Source organism: Stenotrophomonas sp. PUT21, from assembly GCF_052232875.1.
Taxonomy (GTDB): Bacteria; Pseudomonadota; Gammaproteobacteria; order Xanthomonadales; family Xanthomonadaceae; genus Stenotrophomonas; species Stenotrophomonas maltophilia_N.
In genome coordinates this window covers 3,899,468-3,916,353 of sequence record NZ_CP197645.1, presented here as the reverse complement: position 1 = coordinate 3,916,353, position 16,886 = coordinate 3,899,468, and the positions used below count along the sequence as shown (strand labels likewise).

The following is a 16,886-nucleotide window of genomic DNA, read 5'->3' as shown; positions in this document are numbered from 1 at the left end:
ATGCCCTGATGACCACACTGTTCCCGATGAACCACGTTGCCCCCTCGCTGCTCGCCGCCGCCCTTCTGGCCGCCGTGGCCGGCCCTGCCGGGGCGCAGCAGACGCAGCTGCTGCCGCAGCACCAACGCATCACCGACGAGGCGATCCACGCGGACCACGGCGCCTACGAGGCGACCCAGGGCCGCATCCAGGCGCTCAATGATGGCGGGCGCCCGATCCGCGATTACCACCTGTCCAAGGCGCAGTGCTGGCTGGACGTGTCCTTCCACGAGTACAGCCGTAACGATCGCAGTGCATTTCCGCAGCAGGCGCTCACCGAATCGGAAAAGCTGATCGTCGGCATGGAGCAGGGCGTCTCCCCGCTGCCTACCGACACCCCGCTGGTGAACAACGCAAAGTACCTGCGCGACGACCTGTGGCAGCGCCTGCGGGTGCTGCACGGTGCACCGGGCTTCGTCTGCGCACAGCAGCAGGTCGCCTGTGGCGAAGTGGAACTGGTGCATGCCGGCAACGAGTTCAACCAGCAGCAGTGGCGTCACTCCAAGCCCTACATCCAGATCGCCGAGGAACTGGTCAATGAAGGCGAAGCGCTGGCCCGCCAGTGCGACGTCGGCCCGGCCATTGCCGCCGCACCGGGGCCGCTGGTCGCCAATGTGCTGTTCGAGTTCGATCGCGATGCGTACCGCGACATCCGCACCTACTCACTGGAAAGTGTGGACCGTGCGTTGGCCAGCATCGGCGGAGAATCGCTGCAGCTGCAGGGGGTGACCCTGGTGGGCCATGCCGATCGCATGCAGGGGCGCGGCTTCGATGCGAACCAGGCGTTGTCCGAGCGGCGCGCGCGCACCGTGCGCGAGCTGTTGATCGGCCGGGGTATCGATCCGGCCCGCATCCGCTATGAGTACAAGGGCGATACCCAGCAGGTGCAGCAGTGCGAAGGCGTGCGCCCGCGTGCCGCGCTGCTGGAATGCCTGCTGCCGAACCGGCGGGTCGAGGTGCGCTTCGAGGTGTCGCGCTGATCCGGCGCGGTCAGCGCTGTCCGCAACCGGTCTGCACGTCCTGATCCACGGTGGGACGTGCAGACGCCTGCCGTGGCGGAAGCCAGGCCATCGGCCGGCTGCCGGCCAATGACACCCAGCCGCAGGCCATCGCCCGGGCCGGGTCGTGCAGCAGGCTGTACAGATCGACATCGCGCCCAGCCGCTTCGCCCCAAAGCATGGCCCACGCGTCGTGACCGCTGCGGCGGGCACTCTGCAGCGCCCGGTCGGCAGCGCGCAGGCTGTCCTCCAGCACCGCTGGTGCTTCGGGGAACAGCGGCAGGGGAGCCATCCCGATGCTGGCGGTCAGGGTCAGGTGCTGGCCCGGGCCGATGTCCACCACCAGTCGTCCGATCGCTGCGCGCAGATGATTGGCCAGCGCCTGGGCAGCGGGCGCGGCGGTATCGTGACGCACCACCAGGAAGGTGCCGCCCGCCCAGCGGGCGATCCGATCATGGCGGTCGCTGTGCTGGCGCAGGCAGCGGGTCACCGCACGCAGGACCGCATCACCTGCGGCCTGGCCGTAGTGGTCGTTCAGCGCCTTGAATGCATCCAGTTCCACCAGCATCACGAGGCTGCGCTGCCCGCGCCTGGCCTTGACCAGCTCCGTGCTGAGCAACCGCTCGGCTTCACGGCGGTTGACGGTACCGGTCACCCAGTCCGTGCTGCTCAGCAGGGCAAGCCGGTGTCGCTGGCGCCGCATCCGCAGGAGCAGGGTCGTCGCGACCCCTACCACCAGCAGCAGGGCGATCAGCGCGCTGTTCCGCAGTACACGCACGCGACCCAGGTCCTGCACGGCATTGACCTCGGCTGGATCGATGCTGCGTTCGGCGGTCGCCTGCAGCTTGGCCAGCTGGTTGAGAATGTCGCCCTTGCTGCGCGCGCTGTCGATCTCCCGCCCCTGCCGCGCATAGGCCAGGGCCTGCTCGCGGTGGCCCAGCAGGGTGTGGATATCGGCAAGCAGGTCCAGGCCTTCGCGGATCTCATCGCTGAACTGCCCGCGTTCGGCCTGCATCTGGGCCAGCTCGGCCACGGGACGGGCCGCTTCGGCGCCGTGCTGGTCGATGGTCACCCGGGCAAGCCGCTGCAGGGTCACGATATGGCCCTGCGGATCGTGCTGCGCCTGCCAGCCGAGCACGTTGCGGAACCGGGTCTGCGCGTCAGCCAGCTGGCCGCGCAGGCGCAGGATTTCAGCCCGATGGCTGGCGATGCGGTACAGGAACAGCTCCTGCCCGCCCAGTCGCGTGCCGATCGCCTCGGCCCGGCTGAAGGCTGTATTGGCCTCCTCATGCCGCTGCATCCGCAGCAGCGCGAAGCCATAGTTGTAATACAGGATGAGATCGCCCGGGTTGGGCGGCCGGCGCATGTGCTGACTGAGCAGCGTGGCTTTCTGCAGATACGTCAGTGCGCCCTGCGCGTCGCCCAGCGCATCGCCGCGGATCATGGCGATCTGCATCAGTGCGGCGATCTGTCCCTGCACGTCGCGCTCGCGCACCGCTTCTTCAAGGAAGGCATTGGTCAGCGTCAGGGCCTGGCTGTGTTCGCCCCGCCAGAGCAGCAGGTGTGCGGCCAGGGAGTGAGCGCGCAGTCTGTCCTCCTTGCTCGCGTCGGAACGCGCGGCGGCGGCCTGCAGCCTGTCCGGCAGATCGACGGTCTGGTCGAGCTGGCCTTGCGAGCGCAGTGCGATGCCCAGGCAGCCCAACGCGCCGATCTCGATCGAGGTGGGCAGTGAGGGGGTGGCCAGCAGGCTGCGCGCCATGCTCAGCGACAGGCGTGGCTCACTGGTCAACAAGGCATGGCACTGTTCGACCTGCGCACTCAGTGGCGGGCTGTCGGCCGAACGCTGCGCCATCGCTGCAGGCGGGGCCAGTGCGAACAGGCAGACAAGCGCGGAGAACCCGCGACGGACAAGCGACGACGTACGCATAGGAGCAACGACTTCCCGGTCGAGTGCAGGCGGCAACGCAAACCGTCTGCGGCACAAGCGCAGCGAGAGCATCGCCGGTCCACGTACGGCTGATGACCGCCTTCGGCCGGCTGCTGTCGCTTTCGGCCTGTATTCTGCCACACATGCCCATTCCGCCTCCCTCCCTCCGCGACGCGCCCGTTGCGGGCGTGCCGCCCTCGCTGGGGCGCCGCACCGATGCCATGCTCCGCGGGCTGCTGCACATGGTTGGCCTGTTTCATCTGTCCATGGCCGTCTGGATAGCGCTGCGGATGGGCATCGGCCTGGATGTCATGGTGCCGCTGACCGCTGGCCTTCACGCGTTGCTCTGCCTGGTCTGCCTGCTGCAGCACCACGCGGGCCGCGCGTTGCGGGCGGCCACGGTGTTCGTGATCGGCGAACTGCTGCTATCGACCTTGGCCTACACCTACTGGGGGCTGGCGGCACAGTCGCGCTTGCAGCTGGTGGTGGTGTTGCCGGTCCTGCTGATGTCCGCCGTACTGGGGCGGCGACCGCTGGGGTGGGCCACCGCCTGGCTGTGCGGGTTGATGGTGGCGGGCGCATGGGTGGATGCCTCCAGCCTGATGTTCCGTCCGGACCGTGTCCTGCTGGCGGTGAATGACCTGGTGATCGCCGTGTTCGGTACGCTGATGGGGGCGTGGCTGCTGCACCACAGCGTCACCGGCCTGCGCGAGAGCCTGCAGGTGGCGCGCCAGCACAGTGCCGAACTGGCCCGCAAGCGCGACGAACTGCAGCTGGAGATCCAGGAAAAGGAACGCTCGCGCGAGCAGTTGGTGCACGCGATGAAGATGGAGAACGTCGGACGCCTGGCCAGTGGCATCGCGCATGACTTCAACCATGCCCTGGCGCTGATCCAGGGCTACGCGGCCAAGGCCCGCCGCAGCGATGATCCAGACGCGCTGCAGGACGCGCTGCAGGGCGTGCAGTCGGCAACCCGCCGCGCAGCAACGGTGAGCCGGCGGTTGCTGGATTTCAGCCGGCTCGATCCGGGCCGGCCGCAGCTGCTGGATGCGGCCAGCACGGTCGCGGCGATGGCGCCGATGCTCCAGCAGGTGTTCGACGACAGCGTGCAGTGCCGCGTCGCCACCGACGGCGCCCGCAGCCAGATCCACTTCGATCCCGCACAGCTGGAGTCCATCCTGCTCAGCCTGGCGGTGAATGCGCAGCAGGCCATGCCCGAAGGTGGCCGGTTCGATCTGACCCTGCTCGACCTGCCGGGCAGCGGTGAACTGCTGATCCGGGTCGGCGATACCGGCCATGGCATGAGCGCGGACGTCCGCGCCCACTGCCTGGAGCCGTTTTTCACCACCAAGCCGATGGGCGAGGGCACCGGGCTGGGCCTGGCGATGACCGCCAGTCTGGTCCGCGCGGCCGGCGGCGAGGTCACCGTGGAGAGCCAGCCCGGTGCCGGTACCCGGATCGAGCTCCGGCTCCCGGCGCGTCAGCGCGCCACGGCATGAGCACCCCGGTGGACGTGATTCAGCCGCTACACTGCCGGCTGCTCTCGCGGAAACAACCCTGTGGTTTCTAGCTGGATCCTGCTGCTGGTTTCGGTGGTCTACGCCGCGCTGCTGTTCGCCGTGGCGTGGTGGGGCGATCGTCGCCCGATGTATCCGGACCGGCCGTGGCTGCGCCCGGTGGTCTACAGCCTGGCACTGGCGGTGTACTGCTCGTCGTGGACGTTCTACGGCGCGGTCGGCACAGCGGTGCGCAACGGCATCGGCTATCTGCCGATCTACCTGGGGCCGCTGCTGCTGTGGGTGTTCGGCTGGCGCATCATCGAGCGCCTGGCGCTGATCGCACGCAGCCAGAACGTGGTCTCCATCGCCGATTTCATCTCCTCGCGGTTCGGCCGCTCGCGGCGGCTGGCCGCGCTGGTGGCCGTGATCGCACTGATCGGCATCGTCCCCTACCTGGCATTGCAGTACAAAGCCGTGGCGATGAGCCTGCAGGTGCTGACCGGCAACGTCGGCCCGACCGGTTTCTTCACTGATCCGGCGCTGTACGTGGCGCTGCTGATGGCCCTGTTCGCCACGCTGTTCGGCACCCGCCAGGTGGATGCCACCGAGCACCACCACGGCATGATGCTGGCGATCGCGCTGGAATCGATGATCAAGCTGATCGCGATGGTCGCGCTGGGGCTGTTCGCCTACCTGTGGCTCAACGACCGCACCGATGCGGTGATCGAGTCGGCGCATACGCTGTTCACCGGCCTGCCGCCGGTCGGCTTCATCTCGCAGACGCTGCTCAGCTTCCTGGCGATCATCTGCCTGCCACGGCAGTTCCATGTGGCGGTGGTCGAGTGTGGCGATGTGCGCGACATCCGCCGCGCGCGCTGGATGTTCGGTGCCTACCTGGTGATCATTTCGGCGATGGTGATCCCGATCGCCACGGCCGGCGTGACCCTGTTCGGCACCGGTGGCAGCGTTGCCGATGACAGCATGGTGCTGGCGTTGCCGCTGGCCGAGGGGCGCAAATTCCTGGCACTGGTCGCCTACGTCGGCGGCTTCTCGGCGGCGACCGGCATGGTCATCGTGGCCTCGATCGCGCTGGCCACCATGGTCAGCAACGACCTGGTGATGCCGGTGCTGCTGCGCCGCAGTGGCGACCATCAGGAGGCGGCCGATGTCGCCTCGCGGGTGCTGTGGATCCGGCGCACGGCGATCCTGCTGCTGGCGCTGGTCGCCTACAGCTACTACCGCGGCAGCAGCAACGACAGCACCCTGGCCTCGTACGGGCTGATGGCCTTCGCCGCCGTGGCGCAGTTCGCGCCGGGATTGATCGGCGGCCTGTACTGGCGGGGGGCCAGCCGCCGGGGCGTGGAGGTCGGCATGCTGCTCGGCTTCGGCACATGGGTGTACACCCTGTTGCTGCCGGCACTGACCCACGCCGGGTGGATGGACGAGGCCTGGCTGGTGCAGGGGCCGTTCGGGATCGGCTGGCTGCAGCCGCAGCATCTGTTCGGCATGAGCGGCTGGGACCCGCTGACGCACGGCACGTTCTGGTCGCTGCTGGTCAACGTCGCGGCGATGGTGCTGGTCTCGGTGCGCTGGCGCCCGGGGGTGGACGAGCGCCTGCGCGCCGCGCCGTTCCTGGACCCGTATGCGCAGCGGCCGTCGGTGGCCGGTGTGTGGCCCGGCAACGTGCATGTGGGCGACCTGCTGGCGCTGGCCTCGCGGGTGGTCGGTGACCGCCACGCCCGGCGCTCCTTCTTCGAGCAGGCGCAATCGATGGACCGCGAGCTGCAGGCCTCCGCGCCGGCAGACCGGGCCTGGGTGCAGTTCACCGAGCGCCTGCTGGCCGCCTCGATCGGCGCCGCCTCCGCGCGGCTGCTGCTGACCAGCCTGCTGCGTGGCTCGGGCATGGACCTGGGGGAAGTGGTGGCGGTGCTCGATGAAGCCGGGCAGGAGCTGCGCTTCAACCGCGAGATTCTTTCCACCACCCTGGAGAACATCAGTGCGGGGGTCAGCGTGGTCGACCCGGACATGCGCCTGACCGCGTGGAACCGCCGCTACCAGCAGATGTTCGGCTATCCCGACGGGATGCTGTATGTCGGCCGCCCGGTGGCCGACCTGATCCGCTACAACGCCGAGCGCGGCGAGCTGGGTGAGGGCGACATCGAGCTGCAGATCAACCGCCGCATCGGCTACATGCGCGCCGGCTCGCCGCACATCTTCGAGCGCACCCGCAGCGACGGCAAGGTCATCGAAATGCGCGGGCAGGCACTGCCCGGCGGCGGCTACGTCACCAGCTACAACGACATCACCGACTACAAGCACGCCGAGCGCGCGCTGCTGGAAGCCAACGAAACGCTGGAGCAGCGCGTGGCCGAGCGCTCGCACGAGGCCGAGATGGCCCAGCAGTCCAAGACACGCTTCCTGGCCGCGATCAGCCACGACGTGCTGCAACCGCTCAACGCCGCGCGCCTGTTCGCCTCGGCGCTGCGTGAGAGCCACCACAACAACGAAGAACAGCGGCACCTGGCCGAGCGCGTGGATGCCTCGCTGCGCGCCGCCGAGGAGCTGCTGGATGGCCTGCTGGATGTCTCCCGCCTGGACGCGGGCGGCCTGCACCCGGTGATCGGCGATTTCGATGTCAGCCTGCTGATGCGCGAGCTGGCGGCGCAGTACTCGCCCGTCGCCGCAGGGCGCGGCCTGCGCATGGATCTGTTCGCGCGCCCGGCCTGGGTGCGCAGCGACCGCCGCCTGCTGCGCCGCGTGCTGCAGAACTTCCTGGCCAACGCCCTGCGGTACACCCGCCAGGGCCGCATCGTGCTCGCCGTCCGTCACCGCGGGCCGGAAGTGGAGCTGCAGGTCTGGGATACCGGCCCGGGCATTCCCGAGCACCACATGCAGCAGATCTTCGACGAATTCCACCGTTACCAGCAGCCGTTCGACTGGGGCGAGCAGGGGCTGGGGCTGGGCCTGTCGATCTGCCAGCGGATCTCGCGCCTGCTCGATCACCGCCTCAACGCCCGCAGCCGGGTGGGCAGCGGCAGCATGTTCTCGATCCTGCTGCCATTGGTGGCCGCGCCGCAGCTGCCGGCCGCGGCGTCGTCGCCGGCACCGAGCCCGGTGACCCGCGCCGATTCACTGGCCGGGATGCGCGTGCTGTGCGTGGACAACGACCAGGAAATACTGGATGGCATGCGCGCATTGCTGGGGCGCTGGCAGGTGCAGGTGATCACCGCCAGTACCGTCGACCAGGCCCTGGAGAAAGTCGTCGAGCGGCCGGACGTGATGCTGGTGGACTACCACCTGCATGACCGCCTGGATGGGCTGGACACGCTGGTGGCGCTGGGCCAGAAGGCGGGCCGTGCGATTCCGGGTGCGCTGCTTACCGCCGATGGCCGCGATGAACTCAAGCGGATGGCGCGCGACCGTGGCTACCGGTTGTTGACCAAGCCGATCAAGCCGGCCTCGCTGCGCGCCTTCCTGGCAGCCTTCCACGATACCCGCGGCGACCTCTAGCCGCGGGCGTCGTGTGTGGGGGGCAGGCAATCAGGCCATGGCGCCGCTGAGGTGTTCGTACAGGATGGTCGAGCCGATGATGATCAGGATCAGGCCGCCGATGATCTCCGCACGCTTGCCGACCATGCCGCCCAGCACGCGGCCGAGCATGATGCCGGCGGTCACCATGGTCAGCGTGCACAGGCCGATGATCAGCGCCATGACGCCGATATGCACGTCCAGGAAGGCCAGGCCGATGCCCACCGCCATCGCGTCGATGCTGGTGGCAAAACCGGTCACCGCCAGACGCCAGAAGCCATGGTGCTTGCTGGTGTCCTCGTCTTCCGCACCGTCGTCCGGCCGCAGGCCGTTGATGATCATGTGCACGCCCAGCGCACCGAGCAAGCCGAACGCGATCCAGTGATCGAAGGCCTCAACATACTGCAGCGCGGCGCGGCCGAGCAGCCAGCCGATCACCGGCGTGATGCCTTCGATGACGCCGAAAATGAGGCCGGCGCGCAGCGCATCGGAGAAACGTGGCTTGCGCATCGCCGCGCCTTTGCCGATCGCCGCAGCGAAGGCATCGGTGGACATGGCAAAGCCGATCAGCAGGATCGAAACAGGTGACATTGGGGTACGCAGCAGGTCGGGCGATATCGAGCAACGGACCGCGAACGCGCCCAACCTGTCGTTGCGCACGCGGACCGCTGGTCTCGCCAACCACGATGGTTGCCCGCACCACGGCGCACTGGCCGAGTATGTTGATACGGGCGATTCCTGCAGCAGGAATCCGGCTACTCCCCAAGGGGACGCGAAGCTTAGCACCGGGCCTGCGGCGTGGAGCGTTTGCCGCGAATTGCGCAGGTAACGCTGGATTTCATAGCCCTGGCTATAAGCCGGGGCGGGTAGAGCCGACCGTTGGTCGGCTGCACGGCGTGATCGGGCTCTGCAGCCGACCAACGGTCGGCTCTACGCCACCGATCCGCGCGGTGCCCTCACTCCTCCTCCGGCGGCAACACGATCTGCTCGTCATCGATGGCCAGCTTGCCGGCCATCAGCACCGCCTGGGTGCGGTTGGTGACGCCCAGCTTGCGCAGGATCGCGGTGACATGGGCCTTGATCGTCGCTTCGGAGACGTTGAGGTCGTAGGCGATCTGCTTGTTGAGGCGGCCGGCGCCGAGCATCTGCAGCACCCGGAACTGCTGCGGGGTCAGCTCGCGCAGGCGCTGGCCGATTTCGCGCTCTTCGCGGCCGGTCGGCGGCACGTTGTGCGCCTCCGGTGGGGCCCAGGTCTCGCCATCGAGGATGGTGCCCAAGGCGTGGCCGATCGTGTCCGAATCGGCGGATTTGGGGATGAAGCCGAACGCACCGTGGTCGAGCGCGCGGCGCATCACGGTCGGCTCCTCGCGCGCGGACACCACCACCACCGGCAGCTGCGGGTGCAGGGCGCGCATATGGACCAGCGCGTTGAAGCCCTGCGCACCGGGCATGTTGAGGTCCATCAGGACCAGGTCGGCGTCGGTGTGCTGGTCGGCCAGCTGGTACAGCGCTTCCACGCTGTCCGCTTCGTACAGCTGCACGCCGGGGATGACGCGGCTCACGGCGCCGCGAAGGGCTTCGCGGAACAGCGGGTGGTCATCGGCAATCAGGAGGGTAGGCATGGTGGGGGCCATGTTGCGAAAGGGGTAACACGCTGAAACGGAACGAGTGTATCGAGACGACAGCCCCCTGAGTCAGGGGGCGGCCGCGCAGCGGCGGGGGTGTGGGTGATGGTGAGAAAGGGGCCCACGGTCCGCTTGCGGACCGTGGGAGCGACAGCGCGAATGCGATGGGGCGACCCTTCACTTCACCTTGCGTTCTTCCACCAGCGAGGCCACGACCGACGGATCGGCCAAGGTCGAGGTATCGCCAAGCTGATCCGGGGCGTTCTCGGCGATCTTGCGCAGGATGCGGCGCATGATCTTGCCCGAGCGCGTCTTCGGCAGGCCCGGGGCCCACTGCAGATGATCGGGCGCGGCGATCGGACCGATCTCCTTGCGCACCCATGCCACCAGCTCCTTGTGCAGTTCATCGCTCGGCGTCTCGTCGGCGATCAGGGTCACGTAGGCGTAGATGCCCTGGCCCTTGATGTCGTGCGGGAAGCCGACCACGGCCGCCTCGGCTACCTTCGGGTGCGAGACCAGCGCGCTTTCCACTTCGGCGGTGCCGATGCGGTGGCCGGAAACGTTGATCACATCGTCGACGCGGCCGGTGATCCAGTAGTAGCCATCTTCGTCACGACGGCAGCCGTCGCCGGTGAAGTAGCTGCCCGGGTAGGTGCGGAAGTAGGTGTCGATGAAACGCTGATGGTCGCCGTACACGGTGCGCATCTGGCCCGGCCACGAATCGCGGATGATCAGGTTGCCTTCGGTCGCGCCTTCCTGGATCTCGCCATCGGCATTGACCAGCGCCGGCTGCACGCCGAAGAAGGGCAGGGTGGCCGAGCCCGGCTTGAGATCGACCGCGCCGGCCAGCGGCGAGATCAGGATGCCGCCGGTCTCGGTCTGCCACCAGGTATCCACGATCGGGCAGCGGCTGTCGCCGACCACTTCGTAGTACCAGCGCCACGCTTCCGGATTGATCGGCTCACCGACGCTGCCAAGCAGGCGCAGCGAACTGCGCGAGGTGCGCTTGACCGGTGCATCGCCTTCGCGCATCAACGCGCGGATGGCGGTGGGGGCGGTGTAGAAGATGGTGACCTGGTGCTTGTCGATCACTTCCCAGAAGCGCGAGGTGTTCGGGAAGTTCGGCACGCCTTCGAACATCACCGAGGTCGCGCCATTGGCCAGCGGCCCGTACACGATGTAGCTGTGGCCGGTGACCCAGCCGACATCGGCGGTGCACCAGTAGATGTCGTCCTCGCGCAGGTCGAACACCGCTTCGTGGGTATAGGCCGCATACAGCAGGTAACCGCCGGTGGTGTGCAGCACGCCCTTGGGCTTGCCGGTGGAACCGGAGGTATACAGGATGAACAGCGGATCCTCGGCGTTCATGCGCTCGGGCTCGCACTGCGTCGGCTGCGGGTCCACCACATCGTGGAACCAGCGGTCGCGCGGGGCCTGCATGTCCACCGCGCCGCCGGTGTGGCGGACCACCAGCACCGTTTCCACGGTGGTGGTGCCCGGCAGCTTCAGCGCCGCATCGACGTTGGCCTTGAGCGGAATCTTCTTGCCACCGCGCAGCCCTTCATCGGCGGTGATGATCAGCTTGCTGCCGCAGTCGATGACGCGGTCGGCGATCGAGTTCGGGGCGAAACCGCCGAACACCACCGAGTGGATCGCACCGATACGCGCGCAGGCCAGCATGGCCACGGCGGCGTCGACGATCATCGGCAGGTAGATGGTGACCCGGTCGCCCTTCTTGACGCCGAGGTTGCGCAGCGCATTGCCGAGGCGGCAGGTGCGTTCATACAGCTCGCGGTAGGTGACGCCCTGGGCCGGCGCATCGGGGCTGTCCGGTTCGAACAGCAGGGCGATCTTGTCGCCGCGTTTGTCGAGCTGGCGGTCCAGGCAGTTGACGCTGGCATTGAGCTCGCCGTCTTCGAACCACTTGATGCGGAAGTCGTCGAGCTGGTAGCTGACATTCTTGATGCGGGTCGGTTTCTTGAACCAGTCCAGGCGCTCGGCGGCCTTGCCCCAGAAGGCATCCGGGTGCTCCACCGATTCGCGGTAGAGCCGCTGGTACGTGTTCTTGTCGATCCGCGAGGCCGCGGCGAACGCAGCATCGACGGGGTAAAGATCAGCCATGGCACCCTCACTTGCACGTTGACTTGGGGTTGTGCGGTCGCAACATAAGTGACGACCTCTCCCCCTCAGTTTGCCGCATCCACCCGTCTGCGCGGTATCGGGGTGGTTAGACCATGGTCGAACGCTGTCCACCCCGATATGACATGGCAGCCAACCCCGGTAGCTCACGACCGTTCGCCGCGGTAGCGCGCGACCGTTGGTCGTGAGGCACTGCGTACCAACCAACGGTCGGTACCTACACGGTGCCTGCGGCACCTGCCGGTCGCCTGCCGGCGCCCGGGTCGTACTCACCCGCAGGGGCGAGTACGACTAATGGCCAATAGCTTCGGTGCGTCAACGCGCCGCACCCTCGGCTCGACCGTGCCCCATGCGCGGCATCACCTTGCCACCCGGGAGAGAGGGCAACATGAGCCACCGTTTGCTGAGGACGACACGCCGGCCGTTGGCCGCCGCCATGTTCGTCGCACTGATCGCGCCAGGCATGGCGTTCGCTGAAACCGCAAAAGAAAGAGCGCTGGAAGCCCGCGTTGTCGAGCTCGAGCGCCAGGTCCAGCTGCTGCTGAACAACCAGCAGCAACAGCAGGCCCAGATCAGCCAGGCCCAGACCGATGTCACCGCCGTGCGCACGGTCCAGGCGCAGCAACCGGTGGCAGCCACGGTGCCGGCCGGCAAGCAGCCGATCCAGGTCACCACCATCACCCCGGGCGCCGCACCGGGCACCACGGTCAAGATCGGCGGCTTCATCAAGGCCGATTTCCTGGCCACCCAGACCGGCGACGGCCAGTTGGCCGACGATGCCACCGGCCGCGCGCTGTACCTGCCGGGCCAGACCCCGGTGGCCGGTGCCGGCGGCAGCGGCAAGCGCTCGGACGTGGACTACAACGCCCACGCCAAGTTCTCGCGCTTCAATCTCGGCATCGACAATGTCAGCGAGGCCGGCAACAAGTCCGGTGCGTTCTTCGAGATGGACTTCTTCGGCAACTCGCTGGGCAACCAGACCGCGACCAATACCTACGGTGCGACCCTGCGTCACGCCTACATGTACTGGAACAACTGGATGGCCGGCCAGACCTGGTCGAACTTCATGGACGCGGCTTCGCTGCCGGAAGCGGCCGACTTCGTTGGCCCGACCGATGGCGTGATCTTCGTGCGCCAGGCCCAGATCCGCTACACCCAGGGCGGCTTCAGCGTCGCGCTGGAAAACCCGGAAACCACGCTGCTCACCGGCACCCGCAACCCGGTCACCGGCGCGTGGACCAACGTGGCCAGCAATTCCGACCGTGGCGCACTGCCGGACCTGACCCTGCGCTATGGCTGGAAGGGCGACTGGGGCACCTTCGGCGTGGGTGGCGTGGTGCGCCAGCTGAAGGTCGACAACCAGACCACCGGTGCCGATGCGGACAAGATCGCCGGCGGCCTTACCCTGGGCGGCAAGTGGGTGATGGGCCCGACCGATACGCTGCATTACCAGGTCACTGGTGGTGAAGGCATCGCGCGTTACATCGGCCTGGGCGTCACCGCCGATACCGCGTATGACATCGCCCGTGACGAACTCAACCCGACCGGCGTATTGGCAGGCTATGTGGGCTGGCGCCACGCCTTCACCCCGAAGCTGCGCACCAACCTGATCTACGCGCGCAGTGATTACGACAACGACGGCAGCCTGGGCCCGCTGGTCACCAAGAGCGTGCAGAGCATCCGCGGCAACGTGTTCTACACCCCGATGCCCAAGGTCGATGTCGGCGCCGAGCTGATGTACGGCGTGCGCGAGATCGAGGATGGCCGCAAGGGCGATATCAGCCGCCTGCAGTTCACGACGAAATACAGCTTCTAAAACAGAAAACGCGTGCCGGCGTACAGCCGGCACACCACCACGATTGCTTCGGAGGGGAAGCGTCCCATGTCAACAACACCTGCACCGGCGAAAGCCCAACTTACCCAGGGACACAAGAAGGTCATCTTCGCGTCCAGCCTGGGGACCGTCTTCGAGTGGTACGACTTCTTCCTGTACGGTTCGCTCGCCGCGATCATCGCCAAGCAGTTCTTCAGCGGCGTCAATGAAACCACGGGCATGATCTTCGCCCTGCTGGCGTTCGCGGCCGGCTTCTTCGTGCGTCCGTTCGGCGCGGCGTTCTTCGGCAGCCTCGGCGACCGCATCGGCCGCAAGTACACCTTCCTGGTCACGATCCTGATCATGGGCATCTCGACCTTCCTGGTCGGCGTGCTGCCCAACTACGCCTCGATCGGTTTCGCCGCCCCGGTGATCCTGATCATCCTGCGTCTGGCCCAGGGCCTGGCGATGGGTGGCGAGTACGGTGGTGCCGCGACCTACGTCGCCGAGCATGCGCCGGCCGACAAGCGTGGTCTGTACACCAGCTTCATCCAGTGCACCGCGACGCTGGGCCTGTTCATGTCGCTGCTGATCATCCTGGCCTGCCGCTACTTCCTGGGCAATGAAGCCTTCGAAGCCTGGGGCTGGCGCATTCCGTTCCTGGTCTCGATCGTGCTGCTGGGCATCTCGGTGTGGATCCGCCTGCAGCTGAGCGAGTCCCCGCTGTTCCAGCAGATGAAGGCCGAAGGCAAGGGCTCCAAGACCCCGTTCCGTGACAGCCTCAAGGACGGCAACCTCAAGCTGATGCTGCTGGTCCTGCTCGGTGCCGCAGCCGGTCAGGCCGTGGTGTGGTACGGCGGCCAGTTCTATGCGCTGTTCTTCCTGAGCAGCATGCTCAAGGTCGATGCCACCACCTCCTACCTGCTGATCGCCGCGGCACTGGCGCTGGGCGTGCCGTTCTTCATCTTCTTCGGCTGGCTGTCGGACCGTATCGGCCGCAAGAAGATCATCCTCGCCGGCTGTCTGCTGGCCGCCATCACCTACATCCCGATCTTCAAGGGCCTGACCCACTTCGCCAACCCGGCCATCGAAGAAGCCCGCACCAACTCGCCGGCGCTGGTCAATGCCGACCCGAACACCTGCTCGTTCCAGTTCGATCCGGTCGGCCTGCGCAAGTTCACCAGCTCCTGCGACGTGGCCACCGCGGCCCTGACCAAGGCCGGTGTGCCCTATGACGTGAAGCCGGCCCCGGCCGGTACGCTGGCCACGGTCAACGTGGGCAATACCGCGGTGACCTCCTACGAGGCCGCCGGCCTGACCAAGGATGAGCTCAAGACCAAGGGCGATGCCTTCGGTGGCGAGCTGAAGGGCGCACTGACCGCCGCCGGCTACCCGGCCAAGGCAGACGGCGCACGCATCAACATCCCCGGCACGATCTTCATGCTGTGGCTGCTGGTGCTGTACGTGACCATGGTCTACGGCCCGATCGCCGCCTACCTGGTCGAGCTGTTCCCGACCCGCATCCGCTACACCTCGATGTCGCTGCCGTACCACATCGGCAACGGCTGGTTCGGTGGCTTCCTGCCGGCGATCTCCTTCGCGCTGGTGGCCGGTACCGGCAACCTCTACTACGGCCTGTGGTACCCGATCATCATCGCGTTGATGACGGTCGTGGTCGGTGGTCTGTTCCTGCATGAAACCAAGGATGTGGACATCACCAAGTAACGGTGAACCGCACGGCAGGACGAAGGGGCCGCGATGCAGATCGCGGCCCCTTTTGTGTCCGGCGTAGACACGGCCGTTGGCCGGCTTGCCGATGAACCTACGGAGAAGCGTGCGAGGTTGCCAGCCAGCGGCCGGCACTACCCGTCCTCACCCTCCCTGCCGCTATAGTCGGCCCATGAGTGACGCCCACACCGATCCCGCCGCGCTTCCCGCGATCCTGCAGCGCCTGCGCGCCGCGTGGCAGGCCAACCGCCCCACGCTGCAACAGCGTCGTGACGACCTGCAGCGCCTGCGCGCGGCCCTCAAGGCCCGCCTGCCGGAGATGGCCGCGGCGATCTCGGCCGATTTCGGCCACCGCTCCACCCACGAATCACTGATCGCCGACGGCATGACCGTACTGGGCGACATCGATCACCTGTGCAGCCACCTGCGCGGCTGGATGCGCCCGCGCCGGGTCGGCGTCGGCTGGCGGTTCTGGCCGGCGCGCGCGCAGACCCGGCCGGTTCCCCTGGGCGTGGTCGGGGTGATTTCCCCCTGGAACTACCCGGTCAACCTGGCCCTGATTCCACTGGCGACCGCGATTGCCGCCGGCAACCACGTCATCCTCAAGCCGTCCGAGCACACGCCGCGCACCAGCGCCTTCCTGCAGTCGCTGCTGGCGGAGGTGTTCCCTCCGGACCGTGTGGCCGTCGTGCAGGGCGATGGGGACCTGGCCAGCGCCCTGGCCGGCGCGCCGCTGGACCACCTGGTGTTCACCGGCTCCACCGCCATCGGCCGCAAGGTCATGGCCGCGGCCGCCGAACACCTGACCCCGCTGACGCTGGAACTCGGCGGCAAATCCCCGGCCATCGTCTGCAGCGATTACCCGCTGGAGAAGGCCGCCGCGCGCCTGGCCACCGGCAAATTCTTCAATGCCGGGCAGACCTGCATCGCCCCGGACTACGTGCTGATCGACGGCCATCGCCAGCGCGAGCTGGTACAGCAGCTGCAGACCCAGGTGCAGGCGCGCTACGGCGATTTCAGCGACGCCGCCGATTACACCCGGATCATCCACGACGGCCAGTACCAGCGGCTGCGTGGCTATCTCGAGGAAGCCCGCGCGCGGGGCGTGCCGGTGATCGAACTGGCCACGGTCGATCCCGAACGTGCCCAGCGCGAGCGGCTGATCGTGCCCACCATCGTGCTGGATCCGCCGCCGGATCTGGCCTTGATGCGCGAGGAGATCTTCGGCCCGATCCTGCCGGTCTGCGCCTATCCGGACCTGGATGCCGCCATCGCGGCCGTGCAGTCACGCGACCGGCCACTGGCGCTGTACGTCTTCAGCCACGAACGTGTGCAGGTGGAACAGGTGCTGGCGCAGGTCGTGGCCGGCGGCGTCACCGTCAACGACACCCTGCTGCATTTCGCGGTCAATGGCCTGCCGTTCGGCGGCGTCGGCCCGAGTGGCATGGGCGCCTATCACGCGCGCGCCGGCTTCGATGCGATGAGCAAGCAGCTGCCGATCCTGTGGCAGTCGCGCTGGGCCGCCAGCGATCTGCTCAAACCGCCGTATTCGAAGATCGCCGGAATGTTGAAGGCGATGGTGCGTTAGCG

10 protein-coding genes are annotated in these 16,886 nt (G+C 67.5%); 6 read left to right on the top strand and 4 right to left on the bottom strand.

Translation table 11 applies throughout. From position 1 onward, the window contains the following. Positions 1–8 precede the first annotated feature (8 nt). Positions 9–1,019 (top strand): OmpA family protein, encoded by a 1,011-nt coding sequence (locus ACTT2I_RS17640; protein ID WP_143592024.1) that lies wholly within the window; start codon positions 9–11, stop codon positions 1,017–1,019. A 10-nt stretch (positions 1,020–1,029) separates the two neighbouring features. On the opposite strand, the gene ACTT2I_RS17635 is transcribed toward ACTT2I_RS17640, so the two are convergent. After that, on the bottom strand, positions 1,030–2,964 hold the full coding sequence (locus tag ACTT2I_RS17635) for a tetratricopeptide repeat-containing diguanylate cyclase (RefSeq protein WP_421098752.1): 1,935 nt from the start codon (positions 2,962–2,964) through the stop codon (positions 1,030–1,032). 143 nt (positions 2,965–3,107) lie between these two features. Between ACTT2I_RS17635 and ACTT2I_RS17630 the strand changes: the two genes are divergently transcribed. Further along, positions 3,108–4,463 (top strand): sensor histidine kinase, encoded by a 1,356-nt coding sequence (locus tag ACTT2I_RS17630; RefSeq protein ID WP_172407463.1) that lies wholly within the window; start codon positions 3,108–3,110, stop codon positions 4,461–4,463. Between the two features lie 60 nt (positions 4,464–4,523). Next, the gene (locus ACTT2I_RS17625) at positions 4,524–7,973 is read left to right on the top strand and encodes a hybrid sensor histidine kinase/response regulator (RefSeq protein WP_088432305.1); all 3,450 of its coding nucleotides are present in this window, start codon (positions 4,524–4,526) and stop codon (positions 7,971–7,973) included. A 30-nt stretch (positions 7,974–8,003) separates the two neighbouring features. On the opposite strand, the gene ACTT2I_RS17620 is transcribed toward ACTT2I_RS17625, so the two are convergent. From ACTT2I_RS17620 to acs, 3 genes are all read right to left on the bottom strand, one after another. Next, positions 8,004–8,582: a manganese efflux pump MntP gene (locus tag ACTT2I_RS17620; protein WP_088432304.1), complete on the bottom strand. Its 579-nt coding sequence runs from the start codon at positions 8,580–8,582 to the stop codon at positions 8,004–8,006. A 365-nt stretch (positions 8,583–8,947) separates the two neighbouring features. After that, positions 8,948–9,613, bottom strand: a complete 666-nt coding sequence (locus ACTT2I_RS17615) for a response regulator transcription factor (RefSeq protein WP_019185603.1) — start codon at positions 9,611–9,613, stop codon at positions 8,948–8,950. A gap of 180 nt (positions 9,614–9,793) precedes the next feature. Continuing rightward, positions 9,794–11,737 carry an acetate--CoA ligase gene (gene acs / locus ACTT2I_RS17610; RefSeq protein WP_088432303.1) on the bottom strand — a complete coding sequence of 648 codons (1,944 nt, stop codon included), beginning with the start codon at positions 11,735–11,737 and terminating at the stop codon, positions 9,794–9,796. A 406-nt stretch (positions 11,738–12,143) separates the two neighbouring features. On the opposite strand from acs, the gene ACTT2I_RS17605 reads away from it, so the two are divergent. From ACTT2I_RS17605 to ACTT2I_RS17595, 3 genes are all read left to right on the top strand, one after another. Beyond that, positions 12,144–13,571 carry a DcaP family trimeric outer membrane transporter gene (locus ACTT2I_RS17605; protein WP_088432302.1) on the top strand — a complete coding sequence of 476 codons (1,428 nt, stop codon included), beginning with the start codon at positions 12,144–12,146 and terminating at the stop codon, positions 13,569–13,571. Between the two features lie 66 nt (positions 13,572–13,637). Then, a complete protein-coding gene (locus tag ACTT2I_RS17600) occupies positions 13,638–15,293 on the top strand; it encodes an MFS transporter (protein WP_088432301.1) in 1,656 nt (551 codons plus the stop codon). A 175-nt stretch (positions 15,294–15,468) separates the two neighbouring features. Further along, positions 15,469–16,884 carry a coniferyl aldehyde dehydrogenase gene (locus tag ACTT2I_RS17595; RefSeq protein ID WP_293981288.1) on the top strand — a complete coding sequence of 472 codons (1,416 nt, stop codon included), beginning with the start codon at positions 15,469–15,471 and terminating at the stop codon, positions 16,882–16,884. Positions 16,885–16,886: the final 2 nt, after the last annotated feature.